This window comes from Stenotrophomonas sp. RS-48, from assembly GCF_030053245.1.
GTDB lineage: Bacteria > Pseudomonadota > Gammaproteobacteria > Xanthomonadales > Xanthomonadaceae > Stenotrophomonas > Stenotrophomonas maltophilia_P.
The window spans coordinates 1-22851 of record NZ_JASGBV010000049.1 but is presented as its reverse complement, the minus strand read 5'-3'; the positions used below and the strand labels follow the sequence as shown (position 1 = coordinate 22851).

General features: G+C 66.3%; 18 protein-coding genes. 7 read left to right on the top strand and 11 right to left on the bottom strand.

The genetic code is table 11. The features are described 5' to 3' along the window. The 3 genes from QMZ25_RS10575 to QMZ25_RS10565 all read left to right on the top strand — a co-directional run. Positions 1-526: Gfo/Idh/MocA family oxidoreductase (locus QMZ25_RS10575; protein WP_283219591.1), on the top strand; the 526-nt coding region annotated here is incomplete at its 5' end. 19 nt (positions 527-545) lie between these two features. Continuing rightward, positions 546-1412, top strand: coding sequence for a sugar phosphate isomerase/epimerase (locus tag QMZ25_RS10570; protein WP_065182392.1), 867 nt, complete (start codon positions 546-548; stop codon positions 1410-1412). An 18-nt stretch (positions 1413-1430) separates the two neighbouring features. Continuing rightward, positions 1431-1727: a cytochrome c gene (locus tag QMZ25_RS10565; RefSeq protein WP_053516691.1), complete on the top strand. Its 297-nt coding sequence runs from the start codon at positions 1431-1433 to the stop codon at positions 1725-1727. A 13-nt stretch (positions 1728-1740) separates the two neighbouring features. On the opposite strand, the gene QMZ25_RS10560 is transcribed toward QMZ25_RS10565, so the two are convergent. The 5 genes from QMZ25_RS10560 to QMZ25_RS10540 all read right to left on the bottom strand — a co-directional run bounded on the left by QMZ25_RS10560 (position 1741) and on the right by QMZ25_RS10540 (position 6479). After that, a complete protein-coding gene (locus tag QMZ25_RS10560) occupies positions 1741-2484 on the bottom strand; it encodes a DUF1080 domain-containing protein (protein WP_065182393.1) in 744 nt (247 codons plus the stop codon). 43 nt (positions 2485-2527) lie between these two features. Further along, complete coding sequence (locus tag QMZ25_RS10555) at positions 2528-3103, bottom strand: gluconate 2-dehydrogenase subunit 3 family protein (RefSeq protein WP_053516689.1); 576 nt, start codon at positions 3101-3103, stop codon at positions 2528-2530. Next, the gene (locus QMZ25_RS10550; RefSeq protein WP_197571101.1) at positions 3103-4788 is read right to left on the bottom strand and encodes a GMC family oxidoreductase; all 1686 of its coding nucleotides are present in this window, start codon (positions 4786-4788) and stop codon (positions 3103-3105) included. The genes QMZ25_RS10555 and QMZ25_RS10550 overlap by 1 nt, the downstream gene beginning before the upstream one ends. A 29-nt stretch (positions 4789-4817) precedes the next feature. Further along, positions 4818-5708: a TIM barrel protein gene (locus QMZ25_RS10545; RefSeq protein ID WP_180875414.1), complete on the bottom strand. Its 891-nt coding sequence runs from the start codon at positions 5706-5708 to the stop codon at positions 4818-4820. A 201-nt stretch (positions 5709-5909) separates the two neighbouring features. Continuing rightward, positions 5910-6479, bottom strand: coding sequence for a single-stranded DNA-binding protein (locus QMZ25_RS10540; RefSeq protein WP_053516685.1), 570 nt, complete (start codon positions 6477-6479; stop codon positions 5910-5912). A 315-nt stretch (positions 6480-6794) separates the two neighbouring features. On the opposite strand from QMZ25_RS10540, the gene QMZ25_RS10535 reads away from it, so the two are divergent. Next, complete coding sequence (locus tag QMZ25_RS10535; protein WP_053516684.1) at positions 6795-7826, top strand: LacI family DNA-binding transcriptional regulator; 1032 nt, start codon at positions 6795-6797, stop codon at positions 7824-7826. A gap of 101 nt (positions 7827-7927) precedes the next feature. Here QMZ25_RS10535 and QMZ25_RS10530 read toward each other — a convergent pair whose 3' ends face one another. The 4 genes from QMZ25_RS10530 to QMZ25_RS10515 all read right to left on the bottom strand — a co-directional run bounded on the left by QMZ25_RS10530 (position 7928) and on the right by QMZ25_RS10515 (position 13793). After that, positions 7928-8314: an SseB family protein gene (locus QMZ25_RS10530; protein ID WP_164151766.1), complete on the bottom strand. Its 387-nt coding sequence runs from the start codon at positions 8312-8314 to the stop codon at positions 7928-7930. An 81-nt stretch (positions 8315-8395) separates the two neighbouring features. Further along, positions 8396-10111 (bottom strand): alpha-amylase family glycosyl hydrolase, encoded by a 1716-nt coding sequence (locus QMZ25_RS10525; protein WP_283219592.1) that lies wholly within the window; start codon positions 10109-10111, stop codon positions 8396-8398. A 5-nt stretch (positions 10112-10116) separates the two neighbouring features. After that, positions 10117-11604 carry an MFS transporter gene (locus tag QMZ25_RS10520; protein WP_262100205.1) on the bottom strand — a complete coding sequence of 496 codons (1488 nt, stop codon included), beginning with the start codon at positions 11602-11604 and terminating at the stop codon, positions 10117-10119. Then, entirely contained in the window at positions 11601-13793 is a 2193-nt protein-coding gene (locus QMZ25_RS10515; RefSeq protein WP_283219590.1) for a Six-hairpin glycosidase-like protein, read from the bottom strand. Before QMZ25_RS10515 ends, QMZ25_RS10520 begins: the two co-directional genes overlap by 4 nt. 237 nt (positions 13794-14030) lie before the next feature. Here QMZ25_RS10515 and QMZ25_RS10510 point away from each other — a divergent pair, with 237 nt between their 5' ends. Together QMZ25_RS10510 and QMZ25_RS10505 are read left to right on the top strand one after the other, a co-directional pair. Next, entirely contained in the window at positions 14031-16085 is a 2055-nt protein-coding gene (locus tag QMZ25_RS10510) for a glycoside hydrolase family 97 protein (protein ID WP_263177770.1), read from the top strand. Between the two features lie 225 nt (positions 16086-16310). Then, entirely contained in the window at positions 16311-19067 is a 2757-nt protein-coding gene (locus tag QMZ25_RS10505) for a TonB-dependent receptor (RefSeq protein ID WP_065174735.1), read from the top strand. A gap of 216 nt (positions 19068-19283) precedes the next feature. Here the strand turns inward: QMZ25_RS10505 and QMZ25_RS10500 are convergent, their stop codons facing one another. After that, positions 19284-20897: an alpha-glucosidase family protein gene (locus tag QMZ25_RS10500; RefSeq protein ID WP_283219589.1), complete on the bottom strand. Its 1614-nt coding sequence runs from the start codon at positions 20895-20897 to the stop codon at positions 19284-19286. A 215-nt stretch (positions 20898-21112) separates the two neighbouring features. On the opposite strand from QMZ25_RS10500, the gene QMZ25_RS10495 reads away from it, so the two are divergent. Next, positions 21113-22111, top strand: coding sequence for a polyprenyl synthetase family protein (locus QMZ25_RS10495; protein WP_065174563.1), 999 nt, complete (start codon positions 21113-21115; stop codon positions 22109-22111). Between the two features lie 115 nt (positions 22112-22226). Here QMZ25_RS10495 and QMZ25_RS10490 read toward each other — a convergent pair. Further along, positions 22227-22851: dienelactone hydrolase family protein (locus QMZ25_RS10490; RefSeq protein WP_283219588.1), on the bottom strand; the 625-nt coding region annotated here is incomplete at its 5' end.

The following is a 22851-nucleotide window of genomic DNA, read 5'->3' as shown; positions in this document are numbered from 1 at the left end:
CAGTGCCGCGTTCGCCACCGTCATCGCCGAGCGCGGCGCGGTCACCGGGCAGAGCTTCACCACGCCGGCCGCCGGCAGCACGACGCAGGCCGTTTCCAGCGAGGATGTGGCCACGGCGATGTTGCGCACGAGTGCGGGTACGCTCGCCTCGTTGACGGTCAGCCAGGTTTCGGCCGGACGCCACAACCGGCTGTGGTTCGAGATCGACGGCGCCAGGGCCAGCGTGGCCTTCAACCAGGAAGATGCCGAGCGGCTGTGGATCGGCCGGCCCGACCAGCGCGAGGATAGCTTCGTGCGCGGACCCGGTGCCGGCAGCGCCGAACAACGCAGATTGTCGGTCTTGCCAGCCGGACACGCGCAGGGCTACGGCAACTGCTTCGAGGCGTTTGTCGCCGACACCTACCGTGCCATTGCGGGCGAGCAGCCGGAGGGCCTGCCCACCTTCGATGACGGCCTGCGCTCGGCGCGGATCGTCACACGTGTCATCGCATCCGCCAGGTCACGTGCCTGGACGGCCATCGATTGAATTCCCGGAGGACTGCCTGATGAACATCCGTATCCGCAGGACCGCAAGCCTTGCACTGCTGCTGCTCGTTGCCCTGCCCGCCTTCGCGCGCGATGCCACCGACCTGCACACGCCCATCGCGGTGCAGATGTACACGTTGCGCAATGCCGGCTCGCTCGACCAGCAGCTGAAGATCGTCCACGACGCCGGCGTGCGCGCCGTGGAAACAGTCGGTACGCAGAATGTCAGCGCTGCCGAACTCAAGCAGCTGCTCGACAAGTATTCGATCAAGGCGATTTCCTCGCACACGCAGCTGGCCGATCTGCGCAGTGACCTGGATGGCGTGGTCGCCTTCAACCGGGCCATCGGCAACACCACGCTGGTGGTGCCCTATCTGGCCGAGAAAGACCGCCCCACCGACGCTGCCGGCTGGACGGCGCTGGGCAAGGAACTGGGCCAGCTCTCGAAGCAGGCCCGTGCCAAGGGCATGCGCCTGGCCTATCACAACCACGACTTCGAGCTGGTCGACTTCAATGGCACGACCGGACTGGAACTGCTGTTCGCTGCGGCCGGCCCCGATCTGCAGACCGAGCTGGACCTGGCCTGGGTCGCACGGGCCGGCCATGACCCGGTGGTGATGCTGGGCAGATTCAAAGGCCGCCTGTTCGCGGTGCACGCCAAGGACAATGCCCCGAAGGGCCAGGCTGAGGATGAAGGCGGCTTCGCCGCCGTGGGCCAGGGCGTCCTGGACTGGAAGGCGATCCTGCCCGCCGCCGCCACGGCCGGCGTGCAGTGGTACATCCTCGAGCATGACCAACCCCGCGATCCAGCCACCGTCATCCGCACCGGTGCGGACTATCTGCGTGAACACCTGACTGCCCGCGTGCCTGCCGGTGCACAGCGCTAGCCCGCGAAGGAGCCTTGCTTGAAAACGATTCTGAAAGTGACTGTCGCGCTGTGCGGCACCCTGCTGGCCGCTGCGGCGTGGTGCAAGGAAGACCCTGCTGCCGGAGCGCAGCTCTACGCAACGCACTGCGTGGCCTGCCACGGTGCGGAGCGCGCCGGCGTGCCACCGACGTTCCCTGCGCTCACCGACGTCAGCAAACGGCTTCAGCCTGCGCAGATCAAGGACAAGATCAAGCAGGGCGGCGGCTTGATGCCACCCTTCCCGCAGCTGTCGCAGCAGGAGATCGACAACATCGCCAGCTACCTGGCGAAGTAGGCATGAGGGTGCGCTACAGCTCGCGCACCCAGATGTTGCGGTAGCTCACCCTGGCGTCGTGCTCCTGCAGGTACAGCGGTGCACAGGCATGTGGCGCGTAGGAAGGCGCGCCGATGTACTCGGTCTTGCCCGCCAGCACCGTGTCGTCCTGCACCAGCACACCGTTGTGCAGCACGGTGATGCGGGCCGGCGAGGTGAGCCCGCCGCCTGCCGAGAAGCGCGGGGCCTTCCAGATGATGTCGTAGGCCTGCCACTCGCCGGGCGCGCGCGAGGCATTCACCAACGGAATCGCCTGCTTGTACATCGATCCGGCCTGGCCGTTGGCATAGGTTGGGTTGTTGTAACTGTCGAGCACCTGCAGTTCGTACACCTCCTGCAGGAAGATGCCACTGTTGCCGCGGTGCTGGCCGTCGAATCCGGCGGTCGCGGTGGGCGTGCGCCACTCGACATGCAGCTGGACATCGCAGAAGCGCTGCCTGGTGCGGATGCCCTTGCTGCCGGGCACCACGGTCAGCGCGCCATCGGCAACGGTCCAGGGCACGGGTCCGCCCTGCTCCGACTCCCAGCGCGACAGATCCTTGCCATCGAACAGCACGATCGCATCGGAGGGCGCGCGGCCCGGCGGCGTCGCCACGACCGCGGGAACGGGCGTCCACACCTCGGTCTTCGCCGGATCGCGCGCAGGGTCGCCGCCGTCCTGCGCGAACACGGGTGCGGTACCCAGCAGGCAGGCCACTGTCAGGAGAGGTCGGTTCATCGTGCTTCCGGATCTAGGTGGAGGGTCGAGGCGTGGAGGTCCATCAGCTGGTCCCCCACGCCGGCGTGCCGGGCGTATAGGCAAGATCGCCGTCATAGCGACCCGGCACCGCAACGTACTTCAGCACTTCGGTCGCACCGACCTTCGAGGTGAAGAAGCCGAAGATGACCAGCTGCTTGATCATCGTGAAGTAGTGCGGCGCTGCCTCCCCCTCTTCCGCGGCACCGGTCTCGGTGACCTCGACGACGTGCGCCCGGGCTTCCGCATCCAGGGTGCGCAACAGTTCGCTGCGGGCCTGCGAGGGGAGCGACACGAAGCGGCCACCGGCACGCTTGTCGATATCGACCAGGCCGGCGCGGAATATCGCCTGCTGTCGGGGGGTGTAGCAATCGGTGACGAACAGCGCCATGAACGGGCCCGCGCCGGCATCCTTCGCGCCCGGCGTTGTGGTTCGCGGCAGGATGGTTTCAGCGATCTCGTCCAGCATGCTGATGTCAGCGGCAGAGAACGCGGCCTTCGATCCTGTCGTCGCGCTCTGCCCTGCGGCCAGTGCGGGCAGGCCCACCATGGCCGCGCCGGTGGCGGCGACGATCATCTTCAACAGTTCGCGACGGTCCATCACAGGTTCCCCGCTTTCAGTTCGCGTACGGCATGGTCGGCGGCCCGTGCCGTCAGCGCCATGTAGGTCAGCGATGGATTCACGCACGCGCTGGAGGTCATGCAGGCGCCATCAGTCACATAGACATTCGGCGCATCCCAGACCTGATTGTGCTGGTTGAGCACGGAGCTTCTGCGATCGCGGCCCATGCGGGCCGTGCCCATTTCATGAATGCCCTTGCCCGGGGCGTAGTCGTTGTCGTGCATCTCCACGTCCTTGACGCCGGCTGCCTCCAGCATCTCGGCAGCGTCGGCCGCCATGTCCTTGCGCATCGCCAGTTCGTTCGAGCGCATCGAAACGTCCATCGCCAGCACCGGCAGCCCCCACTTGTCCTTGCGCTGCGGATCCAGGCGGATCGTGTTGTCGTGGTGCGGCAGCATCTCGCCGAATCCGGTCATGCCGATGCGCCAGTCGCCCGGCAGGGTCAGGGCCTCCTTCAGGTCGGCACCGATGTTCAGCTCGGCGATCTCGCGCGACCACCCGGTGCGGCTGGCACCGCCCTGGTAGCCGAATCCGCGCAGGTAGCTGCGCTTGTCCGCAGCGACGTTGCGGAAGCGCGGAATGTAGAAGCCGCAGGGGCGGCGACCGAAGTAGTACTTGTCGTCGTAACCCTCGACCCGGCCGGAGGCACCGGCACCAAAATGATGGTCCATCACGTTGTGCCCCAGCTCGCCGGATGACGACCCCAGCCCGCCCTCCCAGACATCGGTGGCCGAGTTCATCAGCATCCAGGTCGAGTTGAAGGAGGATGCGTTGAGGAAAATGACCTTGGCCGTGTACTGATAGGTCAACCCGGTCTCGGCATCGATGACCTCCACACCGCGCGCGCGCTTGCGGTCCTTGTCGTACAGCACTTCCTTGACGATCGAGAAGGGCCGCAATGTCAGATTGCCCGTTTTCATCGCCGCCGGCAGCGTCGCCGCCTGGGTCGAGAAGTAAGCACCGAAGGGACAGCCCAGGATGCACTTGTTGCGGTACTGGCAGTTGACGCGCCCCTGCTCGGGCATGGGCTGGGTGATGTTGGCGGTACGCGAGTGGATCATGTGCCGCGTTCCGCCAAACGCCTTCCTGATCCGCGCGGCCACATCCTTCTCGACGATGTTCAGCGGGATCGGCGGCAGAAATTCACCGTCCGGCAGCACGTCCAGTCCCTCGCGCGTACCGGCGATGCCGGCGAACTTCTCCACATGGTCGTACCAGGGTGCGATGTCGGCGTAGCGGATCGGCCAGTCAGTAGCGATGCCGTCCTTGAGGTTGGCTTCGAAATCCAGGTCGGAGAAGCGGTAGCTCTGCCGCCCCCACATCAGCGAACGGCCGCCTACGTGGTAGCCACGGAACCAGTCGAAGCGTTTGGTCTCGATGTACGGCGATTCCTGCTCATTGGCCCACATCCCTTCCAGGTTCTCGGCCAGGCCGTAGTCGCGCATCAATACGGGAAAGGCGGCCTTCATCGCCTGTGTCGGCCGGTTGCGGTGCGGGAAATCCCACGCCTCCTTCATCGCGTTGACGTAGTCCTTGACGTGCTCGATGTTGCGCCCGCGTTCCAGCATCAGGACCTTCAGGCCCTTCTCGGTCAGTTCCTTCGCCGCCCAACCGCCACTGATTCCCGAGCCAACAACGATGGCGTCGTAATGATTGTCTGCCATGGGTCTACTTCACCTGGGTGGATATCGTTTCAGACGTCGCAGAGGCGGATCGCCTCGCGCAGCGAGCCGACGGGATCGGGTGCCGCAGGCATGAACTCCTGCGCCAGATACCCCTCGAAGCCGGTGTCGCGGATCGCGCGACAGATGGCCGGATAATGCAGTTCCTGCTGGTCACCGATCTCGTGCCGGCCTGGCACACCTGCGGTGTGGTAGTGCTTGAAGAAGCGGTGATGCCTGCCGATGGTGGCGATGATGTCGCCCTCCATGATCTGCATGTGATAGATGTCGTACAGCAAGCCGAAATTGTCCGATCCGAGCCGCTGGCACAGCTCGACGCCCCATGCGGAGTGATCGCACAGGTAATCGGGATGATCGACCCTGGAGTTCAGCAGCTCCATCACCAGCACGACACCACGCTTCTCGGCATGGCCGAGGATGCGCTTCAGCCCGGCTTCGGCATTCTCCAGGCCTTCCCGCGGATCCATGCCGTCACGATTGCCGGAGAAGCAGATGAGGTTGCGGTAGCCGGCATCGGCCACCAGATCGATGTGCCGCGCGTAGCGCTCCACCAGTGCATCGTGATACTGGCGGCCGGCAAAGCCTTTGGTCAGGCTGATCTCGGCGCCGTTGCACATGGAGCTGTAGACGCCATGCGCCTTCAGTGTGGGCCAGTCCGCCGGTCCCACCAGATCGATGGCGGCGAAGCCGATATCCTTGACCGTCTGGCAGAGCTGGGCGACCGACTGCTGCGGGAACGTCCAGCGGGCGACGGAATGCTTCAGGTTGCCCTTGAGTGGGGCCTGGGCGGCGAACGAGGGCAGCGCGGCTGCCGCAGCCAGGCCAAGGCCGCCAGCGAACGCCATGCGCAACGCATCGCGCCGCGTAAGCCCCGATGCCGGTCCGATCGAATGGATGGACATCCATCTGCCGGCCTCCCAACCGGTATCAAACGCAACGATTCACAGCAATGCAATCGATTGCACCATAAGGGAGGAATTCTTTTTTTTGCAAGACGCGGTGCACGAAAAATCCATGCTGCGCGGCACAACGCCGGCCTGCCGTGGAAAAAAGAAAAGCCCCGCATCGGCGGGGCTTTCTGTTTCCTGCGGACGCGCGTCCGATCAGAACGGAATGTCGTCGTCAGCAAAATCGTCCATCGGCGGCGCCGACTGCTGCGGCTGCGGGCGCTGGTTGCCGCCCTGGTTGCCGTAACCGCCACCCTGGTTGCCGCCCTGGTTGCCATAGCCACCGCCCTGTCCACCACGCTGGCCACCACCGCCGTACTCCTGGCGCGGTGCCTGCTGGCGCTGCGGACGATCACCGCCGTAGTTGCCGCCACCACCGCCACCGCCTTCACCGCGGCCGCCCAGCATCTGCATCTCATCGGCAACGATATCGGTGGAGTACTTCTCCACGCCGTCCTGGCCGGTGTACTTGTCGTAACGCAGGCTGCCTTCGACGTAGACCGAGCTGCCCTTGCGCAGGTACTCGCCGGCGATCTCACCGAGCTTGCCGAAGAACACCACGCGGTGCCATTCGGTGCGTTCCTGCTGGTTGCCATCCTTGTCCTTGCGGACGCTGGTGGTGGCCAGGCTGATGCGGGTGATCGCCATGCCGCTCTGGGTGTACTTCACGTCCGGGTCGTTGCCGAGATTGCCGACCAGGATGACTTTATTGATGCCGCGCGCCATAGGTACCTTCGTCCGTTGTCCAGGGGCAGTCGACCAGTGATGGCACAGCCCCGGCCGGGGGTGCAGGACACTGGGCCGCCCCCGATGAATTTGGGGGAATGCAAGAACACCGCATCTTAGCACTGCCGCCGCTCCGTGCCCGGCCAGAAGCGACGAAAGACACCGAAAGATCCTACTGAAATCCTTGTAAGGCAATGACTTAGCCATCCGCGCCGGACATCCCGGCGCGGCCGGCCGCAGTGACGGCCGGCGCTGCGATGGCGCCCCCATGGCATCATGCCGGGGCATCTACTCATTCGTTCGCGCGCTTCCCCCATGACCATCAAAGGCAAAGCCACCTCCCTGGACATCGCCCATCTGGCCGGCGTCTCCCAGCCGACGGTGTCGCGGGCCCTGCGCGGCAGCCCGATGGTCAATGCGGAGACCCGAGAACGCATCCTGCGCATCGCCCGCGAGCTGAACTACAAGGTGGACAAGAACGCCTCCAGCCTGCGCCTGCGCAATGCCGGCACGCTGGCCCTGCTGTTCTTCGAGGACCCGACCAACGACGATTCGCTGATCAACCCGTTCTTCCACTCGATGCTGGGTTCGATCACCCGCGCCTGCGCGTTGCACGGGCAGGATCTGCTGGTGTCGTTCCAGCAGCTGTCGACCGACTGGCAGGCCGACTACGAGGACAGCAACAAGGCCGACGGCATCATCCTGCTGGGCTATGGCGACTACCACGAATCGCGCGACCGCCTGCAGCGGCTGGTCGAACAGGGCACCCACTTCGTGCGCTGGGGTGCGGCCCTGCCCGGCCAGCCCGGGGTGTCGATCGGCAGCGACAACTTCCAGGGCGGCCACGACATCACCACCCATCTTCTGCAGCAGGGCTGCCGGCGCATTGCCTTCCTCGGCCACGCCTCCAGCCATTACCCGGAATTCGAGGAGCGCTACCGCGGTCACGTGGCAGCCCTGCGCGATCACGGGCTGCATGCCGAACCGGCCCTGCAGCACGATGCCATCACCACCGAAGCGTCCGGCCAGGAAGCCTGCCAGGCGCTGCTGGCGCGAGGCGAACCGATCGATGCGATCTGCGCCGCCAGCGACCTGATCGCCATCGGTGCGATCCGTGCACTGCGCGAGGCCGGGCTGCGGGTGCCGCAGGACGTGGCGGTCACCGGGTTCGATGACATCCCGCTGGCCGCATCTGTATCGCCGGCATTGACCACCGTGCAGCAGGACACCAAGCAGGCCGGGCAACTGCTGGTGGAACGGCTGCTGGCCTCGATCAGCCGGCAGCCGGTGGAGAGCCAGAGCATCCCGGTGAAGCTGGTGGTGCGGGAATCATCGCTGCGCGGCTGAAACAGCGGACGTGATCGGACGGGACTACGCAGTGAACCCGGCCTGCGAGCACCGGACCGGGTGCCGCAAGGCCCGCAGGTGGACGGCCCCGTCGGGTGGCCTCAGCCCTGGGCGAAGTCCTTCAGGATCTCGCCGACGCCACTGGGCGAAATCTCGAAGCCCAGCGAGGTACCCGGGTTGATCACCACGCCATAGCCCCCCGGCACGCGGCGCAGCACGTCCAGCATCAGCCAGCGGATCTGGTGTTCGGCCTGCTGGCTGTAGATGCCCACCCGCGATGGGTCGGTGAACACGGCCACGTGCAGCGTGCCCTGCTTGTCGAACAGCAGTGGGTCGAAGCCGCTGCCGTCGGGGGTAACCAGGCTGCCGGTCAGCAGCAGCACCTCGGAGGCGACGAAGGCCTCCATGAAGGCGCGGATCGGCACCGCCCCGTCCATCGCCGCCTTCAGCAGGGTTTCGATCGGGGTCTGCGGGGCGAGGTCGGACATGGTTCAGCGGTGCCGTAAGGGCCCGATAGTGTAGCGCGACGCCGGGCATGGCCCGGCGCTACCGACCCCACCCGGGTAGTCTCAACGGCGCAGCCGCTGGTCGCGCTCGCGCTGATCGGCCATCGCCCTGTCCAGCTCGGCCTGCAGCGCTGGCTGCTGCACGGAGGCATCCAGCACGTACACCTTCACGCCATGCGCGGGCACTTCGGCCTTCAGGGAGGCATCCACCTGCAACGAACCGCCGTCCAGCGCGTCGCGCCAGCGGCCCGCCTGCAGGTAGCGCTCCACCTGGAAAACCGTCGCCTTGTCGCCCTTGTTCAACAGCACCAATGCGGTCTGTGCCACATCCCCCTGCTGCAGCACACGGAAGAACACCGCCTCATTGCCACGCAGGCGCTCGTTCACCTGCAGGCCGCGCTGCAGCGCCGGGGTGGCCTGGCGCAGCTGGGCGATGCGCCGCAGTGGCGCGAAGATCGGGCTCTGCGGTGCGGCATCCACCCGCGCCTGGCCGAAGTAGGCACGGTTGCCGGCATGCTCGGCACGGCCCCGCATGAAGCCGGTTTCCGAGCCGTAGTAGACCACCGGGATACCACGGGCGGTGAACAGCCAGTTGTGTGCGTCGATGAAACCGTTGTCGCTGGCCTGCAGGCGTGGCATGTCGTGGTTGTCGTAGAAGCTCATCAGCTCGTACGGATTGGCATAGGGGCCGCCGGTCAGGTGCAGCGGCTCGGCCAGCGTCTCGAAGCCCTTGCCGGCGGTACCGAAGGTCTGTTCCAGCGCGCCACGCAGCGGGAAGTCGAGCACGCTCACGTTGGCGTTGCCCGGCCAGGTGTGCTCGGCAATCCTGCTGGCGTCGTAATCGAAGGCCTCGCCGAACATGAACATGTTCGGATGCTCGGCACGGATGCGGTTCACGAACTCGTGCCACCACGGGTGCGGCAGCCAGCCGATGGTATCGATGCGCAGTGCGTCCACGCCCTGCGCGGTCCACTGCAGGTACGCGCCAACGAGGTAGTCCATCACCGCCGGGTTGTTCTGGTTGAAGTCGGACAGCTCGGCCAGGTTGCCATCGAAGATCGAGCCTTCCTTGCTGTCGACCGGGCCGATGGTGTTGTAGAACGCGTGCAGCGGGTTGTGCTTTGGATCCAGCTTCTGCGGGGGCAGGTTCTGGTGGTCGGCGATCAGCTTTCCATCCTTGTCGAAGATCTGGCCGAACTGCGGCTGCCGCGTCGGCATGGTCCAGGCCGGCGAACCGTGGTTGCCGACGATGTCCAGCACCACCTTCAGGCCGGCACCATGCAGGCCCTTGGTCAGGCCTGCAAAGTCCAGGTCCTTGCTGGGCAGGTGCTCGTCGAGTTTGTAGAAGTTGATGCCCCAGTAACCGTGGTAGCCGGTCTTGCCGCGGTCGGTCAGCGTGCTGGTGCAGCTGATCGGCTTGCTGCCGGTGAACGCCTCATCCGGATTGTCGACGATCGGCGTGATCCACACCGCACCGAAGCCGAGCTGACGGATGTAGTCGGCGTTGTCGAGCACGCCCCTGAAGTCGCCGCCGAGGTAGCCGATGTTGCCGTCCACCTTGTCCGGGCAGGGCACTGGAATGTCGAACGTGCGGTGGCTGCCCCCCTGATCGCGATGATCGTTGGAAGGATCACCGTTGACGAAACGATCGGTCACCACGAAGTACACGGCATCGCTGGCGAACGGTTCGAGCGTGCCCACGTAGTCCGGGCGCGATGCGGCCTGTACCGCCGTGGCGAGCAGGGCCAGCGACAGCCCCAGCGACATTCTGGAATACACATGCATCACGCACTCTCCTGATGGGCCGGCACGCGAAGCACGCACAGCCCGGCAATGAACAGACTCACTCCACCCAGCACCAGCACGTGCAGGGGATTTCCGCCCAGCCACTCGCGCAGTGCGAAGCCCAGCGCGCTGGCCGCGACCAGCTGCGGAATGACGATGAAGAAATTGAACAGGCCCATGTAGATGCCCATCTTCGCCGCCGGCACGCTGTCGGACAGCAGGGCGTACGGCAGCGACAGGATCGAGGCCCAGGCGAAGCCGACGCCGGCCATGGACAGCAGCAGCCAGGTGGGGTCCTTGATGAACATCAGCGAGATCAGGCCCAGCCCGCCGAGCCACAGGTTCACCAGGTGGCTCCAGCGCAGGCCGATGGCGCGCACCATCGGCGGGATCAGCAAGGCGGCCAGTGCGGCGAAGCCGTTATAGGCGCCGAACAGCACACCGACCCAGTTGGCACCCTCGTTGTACGCCGCCGACTGCGGGTCGGTGGAGCCGAAATGCGTGCCGGCCACCGCTGCGGTGGTGTAGATCCACATCGCAAACAACGCAAACCACGAGAAGAACTGCACCCAGGCCAACCGGCGCATGGTCACCGGCATCGCCCGCAGATCACCCACGATCGCCGCCAGCATGTGCGCCTGCGGCAGCGTACGGGCCAGCGCAAGAAGCACACCATAGCCCGCGCAGAGACCCGCCAGCACATAGAGCATCCTGTCGCCCTGGCGCGCGGCGATCACAGCGGCCAGCAGCACGCCCGCCCCCAGCCACAACGCCACCTGCGCCCACGGTGCGGGGCCACTCGCAGCGGCGGCGGCATGGTGCGCCGGCGGCTCGGCGTCTTCGAACCCGGCCAGTTCTGCCGGTGAATACTCGCGGGTACTGACCACGGTCCAGGTGATCGCCGCCAGCAGCACTGCCGCACCGAAATAGAACGCATAGCGCACCGTATCCGGCACCTCGCCGGCAGCGGCTGTGTTGGCCACGCCGAAGTGGGCCAGGATGAATGGCAGGAAGCTGGCGACGATGGCACCGACACCGATGAAGAAGCTCTGCATCGCGTAACCGGCCGGTCGCTGGCGCGGTGCCAGCTGGTCGCCCACGAAGGCCCGGAACGGCTCCATTGATACGTTGATCGAAGCATCCAGCACCCACAACGTGCCCGCCGCGATCCACAAGGCAGGTGAGTTGGGCATGACCAGCAGGGCCAGCGTGGTCAGCACCGCGCCGATCATGAAGAACGGGCGACGCCGGCCCCAGCGCGTCCACGTGCGGTCGGAGAGATAACCGATCACCGGTTGCACCAGCAGGCCGGTCAACGGTGCGGCGATCCACAGCCCGGGCACCGACTCCATGTCCGCGCCAAGCGTCTCGAAGATGCGGCTGGCGTTGGCGTTCTGCAGGGCAAAACCGAACTGGATGCCGAGGAAGCCGAAACACATGTTCCAGATCTGCCAGAACGACAGCTGCGGTTTGGCAGGGCGGTTCATCGTGCGTCCTCCGCCGTGACGACCGGCGCCAGCGTCAGCGCCTTCACCTGCGCCTGGTTGAGCACGCCTTCGCGCCCGCCCTTTCCGCCGGTGTAGTGCGCGAAATGCTGCAGCGCGCTCATGTTGAAGCCTTCTTCAAGCACGACCGTGCACGGCCCCTTGGGCACAGCGAACGTTGCCGAGGTGGAGTCCTGCACGGCCACGCTGTGCGGCATCGCAACCGTATGCCGCTGCAATGGCTGGCCCGGGCACTGCAGCACCAGTTGCTTGACCGCAGCCGTGACGCCGGTGTTGATCGGCCCGTTCGGGTTGCGGTACTGCAGGCGCAGGCGCACCTGCCCGGCCTTGGCCGAGGTGAACTGCCAGCGTTCCTCGCCCTTCAGCACCTGCTGCGGACCGACGCAGAGCATCGGGCTGTGCAGCGATTCCAACGTGCCTTCGCGCCGGGTCAGGCTGAGGCAATGCTGTAGGCCATCGTCGCTGATGCGCGCCACGCCCTTGCTGTCGGTGACCGCCTTGCCATCCTTCCACAGCACCTGATCGGCTGCCACCGGAACGTTCCAGCCCGCGCCCTTGCGCAGGGCCTGCGGCGCAACCGGCGTGGCCGGCGCACGCACGTTGGCCTCCGCAGTCGTGGCAGCGAAACCGGTTGCTGCCGGGGCGGCGACCAGCTGCACCGTCGTGGTGCTGCCACGCGTGGTGGTTCTGCCGGCCACCAGCAGGCCATCGCCCACGTTCTGCGGGCGCTCCAGCACATAGCGCTTGCCGTTGGCTTCCAACGTGATACGGGGATGTGTGCCGAACAGTTCCGGCACCAGCGCGGCCGGCAGCTTGGGCTGCACGCGGCCATCGTCCTGCACGCCGAACACGCCTTCGGTGACCATGGCCAGATAGCCGGCCACCGACCACAGCTGGCGCTCTGAATTGACCACCGGCCCGCTCAGCGCGCCTTCGTCCACATGCACGGACTGGCTGACCAGCTCGTAGTTTTCCATGTTGGAACCAGCCAGTGCCGCCCCCTGCATCAGCGAGCGGATCTCGGCGGCGATGCGCGGCGCGTCGTCCAGCTGTCGCGCAGCACGCAGCGAATACGCACTGACGAACGGCCAGATCGCACGGTTGTGGTAGATCGGCTGCTGGGCTTCCTGTGGCCACACCACCGGGCTGCCGGCCGGCCCCATCGGGTAGTTCGCCAGCGCGCGGCGCGCCCGCGCCTCGGGCAGCACGTCGGCCAGGATGCCCAGCGACAGGCCCAGCAGGTCGACCTTGGCGTAGGGCACCGGATGCGCCGCCTCACCGATGTAGCTCATGTACTGGCCCATGTCGTCGCGCCAGAAGCGCGCATCGATCCGTACCGCCAGTTCATCGGCCCACGCCTTGTACTGCGCACGGCGATCATCGCCCCGCTGCGCGGCCATCTGCTCTGCCAGCCGCAGTGCCTGGTAGTGCAGGACGTTGGTGGACAGCGCGTAGGAATCACCGATGAAGCGCACGTTCTCCCGGGTCCAGTCCGGATACGTCTGTTCACGCCAGTCGAGGAACGAGGTCTCGCCGCGATAGAGGCCCATCTGTGAGTCGAACACCATCGCCCGGTCCTGTGCCAGCGTGCCCTGCAGCGCCTGCCAGACCTGTTCGGCAAAAGCAGGATCATCCAGCAGGTGGCGTGCGGCCAGGAACCACACCACACGGTCGCTGCTGATCGGCCAGCTGCCGCCGGAGCCGGTATCCTGCGCGACGAACAGGCCGGGCGTGCGCCCATCACGGGCAGCCGACAACTTGAACTGCAGCGACTGACGCGTGCGCTGCGGATCCAGCCGCGCCAACGCCAGGTCGGCGGCGAAGCTGACATCGCGGGTCCACACGTAGGGCCAGCGGGCACCGGTCTGGAAGCAGTCGCATGGCACCGGCCGTCCTTCGTCAAAGGCGGGGTCGCGGATCGCATCGACCCGGTCCTGCGCCATCTCCTGCTGGGCCAGCGCGAACAGCGCGTCGAACATCACGCTTCCGGTCTGGCTGCGCATCGGCGTGGCGGCAATCGGCACAGCGCCGTTCGGCGTGTGCAGCACAAAGCTGCCCTTGGCAGACGCTTCGGCGCGCGCATGGCGGCCGTCGAATTCCAGGTCGGCCGCATGCGCGGTCGTCCCCAGCGCTGCCCCCAGGGCAGCGGTCAGGCAAATGATCTTCAGCATCGAAGCGGCAGACCGGCTTGCGCCCGTCGACCTCCCTCCCTCTCTGCACCGTTTATAGGTCCGCGCAGCCGTGACCGGCGCGCGGGCGCGGCACCTCCCTCAAGGTGCCTTGGGCCCATGGTAGACGCGGGGCTGTCGCCTGCGTCCAGCTGCATACGTATTCATGCACCGACGCAGCAGTACGCCCGCCGGGCTGGCTTATGGTCCGGGTCTGCCAACGGCGCCTTGGGAGGGGAAATGCCGATGTCATCCAGTGTTGTACGTGCGGTGTTCGCGCGAATCATGGGCGTTGCGCTGCTGGGCCTGGCCACGCTGGCGCAGGCCGCCCCCCAGATCACCAGCGTCCAATCGCCCGGCGACGTGCTCAAGGTCAGCCTGGTGCTGGACGGCGGCACCGCCCGCTACCGGGTGGAGCGCTTCGGTGAAGCCGTGGTGGAGGATTCCAGGCTTGGCTTCGAACTGCGCGATGGCCGCCTGGACCGGGATTTCATCCTGCTCGGGCAGCAACGGCGCAGCGTCGACGAGACGTGGGAACAGCCGTGGGGGGAACGCCGCCTCACCCGCAACCATTTCAACGAGCTGACCGTGCAGCTGGCCGAAACCACCGGCAGCAAGCGCCGGCTGGATGTGGTGTTCCGCGTCTACGACGACGGCCTGGGCTTCCGCTATGTGTTCCCTGAGCAACCGAACCTGCGCGAAGCGATCATCGATGACGAGCTGACCGAATTCGCCATCGCGGCAGACTCCACAGCATGGTGGATCCCCGCCGGCGAACCGATCCACTACGAGTATCTCTACCAGCGCACGCCGCTGCGCGAGATCCCGCTGGTGCACACGCCGATGACGCTGCGCAGCCGCGATGGCCTGCACGTTGCGATCCATGAGGCTGCGCTGGTGGACTACGCCGGCATGTGGCTGCGCCGCACCGACGGCCAGCGCCTGCGCGCGCAGCTCTCGCCCTCGGCCGAAGGGTGGAAGGTGCGCCGTGCCCTGCCCTTCGTCACGCCCTGGCGCACGCTGCAGATCGCCGACCGCGCCGGCAGCCTGGTCGAGTCCGACCTGATCCTCAATCTCAACGAGCCCAATGCACTGGGCGATGTGAGCTGGGTGAAGCCGGCCAAGTACCTGGGCGTGTGGTGGTCGATGCACCTGGACAACGAAAGCTGGGCGACCGGACCGAAGCATGCGGCGACCACCGCCAAGACCAGGAAGGTGATCGATTTCGCCGCCGCGCACGGCTTCCGTGGCGTCCTGGTGGAGGGCTGGAATCCCGGCTGGGACGGCATGTGGGTGGGCAATGGCTACGACTTCGACTTCACTCGCGCCACGCCCGATTTCGACATTGAAGCGCTTTCGGCATATGGACTGAAGAAGGGCGTGCACCTGATCGGCCACCATGAAACCGGCTGTGCCATCGAACACTATGAGGCGCAGCTCGACGCCGCGCTGGACCTGTATGCGCGGCTGGGCGTGGACCAGTTCAAGACCGGCTACGTCTGCGACGACGGCCAGGTCGACCGCCGCAACCCGTCGGGTGGCCCGCTGTGGCGAGAGTGGCACGACGGCCAGTTCATGGCGCGCCACCACCTGCATGTCGTGCAGGAAGCCGCGCGCCGGCACCTGTCGGTGAATCCGCACGAGCCGATCAAGGACACCGGCCTGCGCCGCACCTATCCCAACTGGATCTCCCGCGAAGGCGCGCGCGGCATGGAGTACAACGCCTGGGGCCAGCCGCCGAACCCGCCCGAACACGAAGTCAATCTGGTGTTCACCCGGATGCTGGCCGGACCGATGGATTACACCCCCGGCATCCTCAGCCTGAAGGGCCGCCACGGCCAGGCCATCCCCAGTACCCTGGCACGTCAGCTGGCGCTGTACGTGGTGCTGTACAGCCCGATCCAGATGGCCGCCGATCTGCCCGAACACTACCTGCAGCATCGGGAGGCGTTCCGCTTCATCGAAGACGTGGCGGTGGACTGGGAGCAGAGCCGCGTGCTCGATGGTGAAGTGGGCGACTACGTGACGATCGTGCGCCGCGACCGCAACAGCCGTGACTGGTTCCTGGGCAGCATCACCGACGAGCATGGCCGCGTGCTGCCGGTGTCGCTGGGCTTCCTGGAGCCGGGCGTGCGCTACCGCGCGGAAATCTATCGCGATGGCGACGGTGCGGACTACCGCAGCAATCCGTTCGCGTTCACGCGGCAGACGCGTGAAGTGACCAGCGCCGATGCACTGACCCTGATGCTGGCGCCGGGCGGCGGGCAGGCCATTCGGTTCACGCCATTGGAGTGATGAATGCCCCCGCGTGACGTTCGCCGGGCATGGCCCGGCGCTACCGTGGCGGGGATCTGAAAGCGATTACAACCCTGCAAACGTCATTGAATACGTATGCAGGGTGATTCCCGCGGAGAACCCGCTGCCTACCATAGCGGCGACGACAGCGGCCACCGCGTCGCACGTTCACGGCGTTGCCGGAACGACCTCGAAATGAACAACAACATTGCCTGGGAGGGGAAAATGTTGAACCACAAGCGCAGCGCGCTGAGCATCGCGCTGGCCGTTGTCCTGGCGCCGTCACTGGCGGCAGCACAGACCACGCAGAGCACCACCACGCCGGCCGGCACCGCCGCCACCAACCTGGATACGGTGCAGGTCACCGGTATCCGCCGCGGCATCGAGAACGCGATCGCGATCAAGCAGGACGCCACCTCGGTGGTGGAAGCGATCTCCGCCGAGGACATCGGCAAGCTGCCCGACGTCAGCATTGCCGAATCCATCTCGCGCCTGCCCGGCCTGGCCGCGCAGCGCGTCGCCGGGCGTGCACAGGTGATCAGCGTGCGCGGCCTGTCCCCGGACTTCGCCACCACCCTGCTCAACGGCCGTGAGGTCGTCAGCACCGGCGACAACCGTGGCGTCGAGTTCGACCAGTATCCATCCGAGCTGGTCAACGGCGTGACGGTGTACAAGACGCCCGATGCGGCACTGGTCGGCCAGGGCCTGTCGGGCACCATCGACATGCAGACCGCCCGTCCGCTCAGCTTCCCCGACCGGGTGATCGCCGTCAGCGGGCGCCTGCAGAAGAGCTCGCTCGGCGATGCGGCCAACGTCGATGAGTTCGGCAACCGCTTCAGCGCCAGCTACATCGACCAGTTCTTCGACAAGACCCTGGGCATCGCCATCGGTTACGCGCACAGCGACAACCCGATCCAGGAAAACCAGGTCGGCCTGTACGAGCCGTGGACCACCCAGTACACCACGGACGGAAAACGTCCCGGCGTTGCTGCAGGCACCTATTTCTCCGACGGCATCAAGGCGCTGCGCCGTACCGGCAACAACAAGCGCGATGGCGTGATGGCCACGATCCAGTTCCGGCCCAACAACAGCTGGAGCAGCACCTTCGATGCATTCCACACCGAAGCCGAGCAGATCGACACCGCCAACCAGTTCGAACTGAACCTCAGCAACTACAACGGCAATTACCTGCCGGGCCTGCTGATCAGCAATCCGCAGATCAACGCCGATGGCACCTTCACCGGTGGTACCGCCAGCGGCGTGTACCCGCTGGTGCGCGGCATGTACAACAAGCGCAAGGACAAGATCGACGCGTTCGGCTGGAACAACGAATTCAACTTCGGCAGCGTCAAGCTGGTCGCCGACCTGAACTACTCCAAGGCCACGCGTGACGAGCTGAACCTGGAGAACAATCTGCAGCTCACGCCCATGCCGCAGCTGGATACGGTCGGCGTGCAGATCCGCCAGAACGGCTTCTCGCAGATCAGCCCGGGGCTGAACTACTCCAATCCCGATGCCCTGTTCCTGACCAACACCATCTATGGGTCCGGCTACGGCAAGGTGCCGAAGGTGGAAGATCGCCTGAAGGGCGGCAAGCTGGCGGCGACCATCGCCCTGCCCGAAGCGATGGCGTCGTGGGCACCGGACCTGGACATCGGCGTGAACTATGCCGATCGCCGCAAGGTCAAGACCCAGTCCGAGGGCAACATCCTGCTCGGTGCCCAGGGCGATGCCAACATCGCGGCGGACCTGCAGTACGATCCGGTGAACCTGGGCTTTGCCGGCCTCGGTACCATCCCGGCCTGGAACGTACCGGCGGCGGTCGCCCGCTACATGACCTTCGATCCGGTCGACAACCTGGACTACCTGATTCCCAAGTCGTGGACGGTGCAGGAGAAGATCACCACCGCCTGGGCGCGCCTGAACATCAACACCGACATCGGCGTGGTCGGCGTGCGCGGCAACATCGGCGTGCAGATGCAGCGCACCGATCAGAGTTCGGACTCCCGCTACTGGGACGCGTCGCAGCCCGCCGGCAGCAACGTGCAGCCCTACTCCGACGGCCGCAAGTACAACGACTGGCTGCCGAGCCTGAATCTGGCCTTCATGTTCCCGCACGAACAGACCCTGCGCTTCGCGGCAGCCAAGCAGGTCGCGCGCCCACGCGTGGACCAGATGCGCGCCGGCCTGGAGTTCGGCGTGGATACCTCCACCGGTCGCCCCGGCGGCAGCGGCGGCAATCCGCGGCTGGACCCGTGGCGCGCCACCGCGCTGGATCTGTCCTATGAGAAGTACTTCGGCGAGAAGGCCTACGTCGCTGCGGCGATCTTCTACAAGGACCTGAAGAGCTACGTCTACACGCAGTCGGTGGACAACTACGACTTCAGCGGGCTGCTCGGCAACTACGTGCCGCCGCCGGGCATGGTGGTGCCCGTGCTGCCGACCGGCACCTTCTCCACGCCGGTGAACGGTGAGGGCGGTACCCTGCGCGGCCTCGAGCTGACCGGTTCGTTCCCGCTGGAGATGCTCACCGACAGCCTGCGCGGCTTCGGCGTGCAGGCCAGTGCCACGTTCAACGACAGCGACATCAAGATCCTCGACCCGGAAAGCGCCTCCAGCGTGGGTACCGATCCCATCAGCCTGCCGGGCCTGTCCAAGCGTGTGTACAACTTCACCGCGTACTTCGAGCGCAATGGTTTCGAGGCCCGCGTGAGCCAGCGCCGTCGTTCGGACTTCATCGGTGAGATCGGCAACTTCAACGGCAACCGCACCCTGCGTTATGTGGTGGGCGAGAACGTGACCGATGCGCAGATCAGCTACACCTTCAGCGACAGCAGCGCCCTGCGCGGGCTGACCCTGCTGCTGCAGGGAAGCAACCTGACCAACGAGCCGTACCGCACCTACGCCGGCACCAAGGATCGCCCGCTGGAATACATCGAGTGGGGCCGCACCTACGTGCTGGGCGTGAACTACAAGTTCTGACCCTCACCGGGCAATGCCGGCCCCAGGCCGGCAACCACCCCATCGGTAACGCCGGGCCATGCCCGGCGGCGAGGACCGCAGGCATGACCGGAAACCCGCTGCGCATCTGCAGCGGGTTTTCTTTTGGGCGCGACCCGCCAGCCACGGCACCGCCCATAAAAAAGGGACGGGGCGCTTCGGCCCCGTCCCCGCAAGTACCGCCACCGGAGAAATCGATCAGCTGCGTCGTGCGCAGAACACCGCACGCGGCGGCAGCTGGAGTTCGCCACCCTGCACCGTGCCCGCATCCGGGCCCGGCACATCCATCTGCTGCCAACGGCCGGCCGGCAGCGGATGGGTCACCGCCTCGCCCGACAGGTTGAAGGCCAGCAGGAGGGTTTCATCTGCAAGCATACGCTCGAACAGCAGCACTGGCTCACTGCTGTCAAGGAACCGGATGCTGCCATGCTGCAGGACGGGCTGATGGCGACGCCAGCCCAGGAATGCCCGGAAGGCCGCCAGCACCGACTGCGGGTCAGCGTCCTGCACCGCGACGGCCGTTGCCCGATGCCCGGCCGGAATCGGCAACCACGGCTGGCCGGTAGTGAAACCGGCCAGTGGCGCATCCGTCCACGGCATCGGAGTGCGGCAGCCATCGCGGCCCTTGAAGTTCGGCCAGAAGGTGATGCCGTAGGGATCCTGCAGCGCCTCGAACGGCACCTCGGCCTCGGCCAGGCCCAGTTCCTCGCCCTGGTACAGGCAGACCGAGCCGCGCAGGCAACTCAGCAGCGCCACCAGCATGCGCGCCAGGCGCGGATCGGCCGGATGGCCGCCCCAGCGGGTGACCGCGCGCTCCACATCGTGGTTGGACACCGCCCAGCACGGCCAGCCTTCAGTCATCGCGGCTTCCAGGCGGGATACGGTCCCGCGGATGTAGGCCGCGCTGTAATCGTCCACCAGCAGTTCGAAGCTGTAACCCATGTGCAGGCGGCCAACGCGGGTGTACTCGGCGGTGGTGGCCAGCGAATCCTCCGAGGAGATCTCACCCAGGCTGACCGCACCGGGGTACTGGTCGAGCAGCGCGCGCAGCCGCTCCAGGAACGGCAGGTTCTCCGGCTGCGTGTTGTTGAAGTAGTGGTACTGGTATGCGTACGGGTTGTCCGGGCTGAAGCCTCGGCCAACGCGCTTGTCAGCGGGCTTGGCCGGGTTGTCGCGCAGCTGCGCGTCATGGAAGCAGAAGTTGATCGCATCCAGGCGGAAGCCATCCACGCCACGGTCCAGCCAGAATCGCACGTTGTCCAGCGTGGCCTGCTGCACCTGCGGGTTGTGGAAGTTCAGGTCCGGCTGGTCGACCAGGAAATTGTGCAGATAGTACTGTTCGCGGCGCGGTTCCCACTGCCAGGCGCAGCCGCCGAACAGCGACAGCCAGTTGTTGGGCGGCGTGCCGTCCTCGCGCGGGTCGGCCCAGACGTACCAGTCGGCCTTCGGATTGCTGCGATCCTGGCGGCTCTCGCGGAACCACGCGTGCTCGATCGAGGTATGGCTGAGGACCTGGTCGATCATCACCTTCAGCCCCAGGCCGTGGGCCTTGGCCAGCAGGCGGTCGAAGTCCTCCAGGCTGCCGAACAGCGGGTCGACGTCGCGGTAATCGGCGATGTCATAGCCGAAGTCGGCCATCGGCGACTTGAAGAACGGCGAGATCCAGATGGCATCCACACCCAGCGTGGCGATGTGGTCCAGGCGCTGGATGATCCCTGGCAGGTCACCGACCCCGTCGCCGTTGGCGTCAAGGAAACTGCGCGGATAGATCTGGTAGATGACGGCTCCGCGCCACCATGGATAGTGCGACATCGACAGCCCCCCTCCGGGCATGCGGGACCCGCCGGAAGCGGGCCGAAAACCAAGTCCCGCAAGCTTAGCGGTGCCTCCCCGGGGATGGCGCCACCTGCATACGTATTCACGCCAGGCAGTCACGGACGGCCGGGGCGATCAGGCCGGCAGGCCGGTTTGCGCCCGAATTCACGGGCAGCGCCTATAATCATCGACGAGCCTGAAAGCCTGATCGCATGACCATCACCGAAGACACCCGCCCCGCCCTGGGCCTGCCCCAGATCCAGTCGCTTGCTGCGGCCGACATGGCCGCCGTCGACGCCCTGATCCGGCGCCGGCTGTCCTCGGACGTCGTGCTGATCAACCAGATCGCGGACCACATCATTTCCGCCGGCGGCAAGCGCCTGCGGCCGATGCTGGTGATGCTGGCCGGTCATGCGGTCGGCCATGCCGGCCCCGAGCACCACCAGCTGGCGGCGATCATCGAGTTCATCCACACCTCCACCCTGCTGCACGATGACGTAGTGGACGAATCCAGCCTGCGGCGCGGCCGCAGCACCGCCAATGCCCTGTGGGGCAACGCACCGAGCGTGCTGGTTGGCGACTTCCTGTACTCGCGCAGTTTCCAGCTGATGGTCGAGCTGGACCGCATGCCGGTGATGCGGATCCTGGCCGACACCACCAATCGCATCGCCGAAGGCGAAGTGCTGCAGCTGCTGCACGTGCATAACCCGGATACCGACGAAGCGGCCTACCTGCGCGTGATCGAGCGCAAGACCGCCGTGCTGTTCGCTGCCGGCACCCGCCTGGGCGCGCTGGCCAGCGGCGTGGACGAAGCCACCCAGCAGGCGCTGTACGACTACGGCATGCATCTGGGCTACGCCTTCCAGATCGCCGATGACGTGCTGGATTACTCGGCCAACGCCGAGGAGCTGGGCAAGAATCTGGGCGACGACCTCGCCGAAGGCAAGGCAACGCTGCCGCTGATCCATGCCATGGCCCACTCCGACGACGCCACCCGCGAGCGCCTGCGCACCATCGTGCAGGAAGGCGATGCGTCGGCAATGCCGGAAGTGCTGGCCGCGATCCACGCCACCGGCGGCCTGGACTACAGTCGTCGCCGGGCCGAGGAATACGCAGAGCGCGCCGAGCGTGCGCTCGACGGGCTGGGCGACAATGATGCCGTCGCCGCTCTGCGTGGACTGGCCCGCTACGCGGTGCAGCGCACGCATTGACCGCGCTCGCCGGGCATGGCCCGGCGCTACCTGATGCCGCTGCGCTCGCCGGGCATGGCCCGGCGCTACCGGGTGCCACTGCGCCCGCCTGGCATGGCCCGGCGAACCCGGTGCCTCAGCGCTTCTCGAAGCGCTCCTCGAAGAACTCATCCAGTGCCTTCCACGCGCGCTTCGCCGCCCGTTCGTTGTACTGGCACCCCGGCGGATTGTTGGCATCACGCTCGGCAAAGCAATGCACGGCGCCGCTGTAGTTGGTGAATTCCCAGTCGACCTTGGCGGCATTCATCTCGTTCTGGAAGCTGGCGATGTCGGCCGCGGTCACGCTCCTGTCATCGGCACCATTGAGTACCAGCACCGAGGGATGCGCTCCACCGGCCTGCGCCGGCAGCGGCGAGCCCAGCCCACCATGCAGGCTGACCACGCCGGCCAGCGGCGCGCCGGCGCGGGCCAGCTCCAGAACGGTGGTACCGCCGAAGCAGAAGCCGACCGCACCGATGCGGCTGGCATCCAGCGGCACCTTGCCGGCCTGTGCCTTGAGCACATTCACCGCCTCCAGCGCACGCGCACGCAGCAGCGGCCGGTCGTTGCGCAACGCGGTGGCGACCGGCCCTGCCTCGGCATCGGTCTTCGGTCGCACACCCTTGCCATAGACATCGGCCACCAGCACCACGTAATCATCGCCGGCCAGCTGCTTGGCCTTCTCGACCGCCGATTCGTTCACACCCTTCCAGTTCGGCACC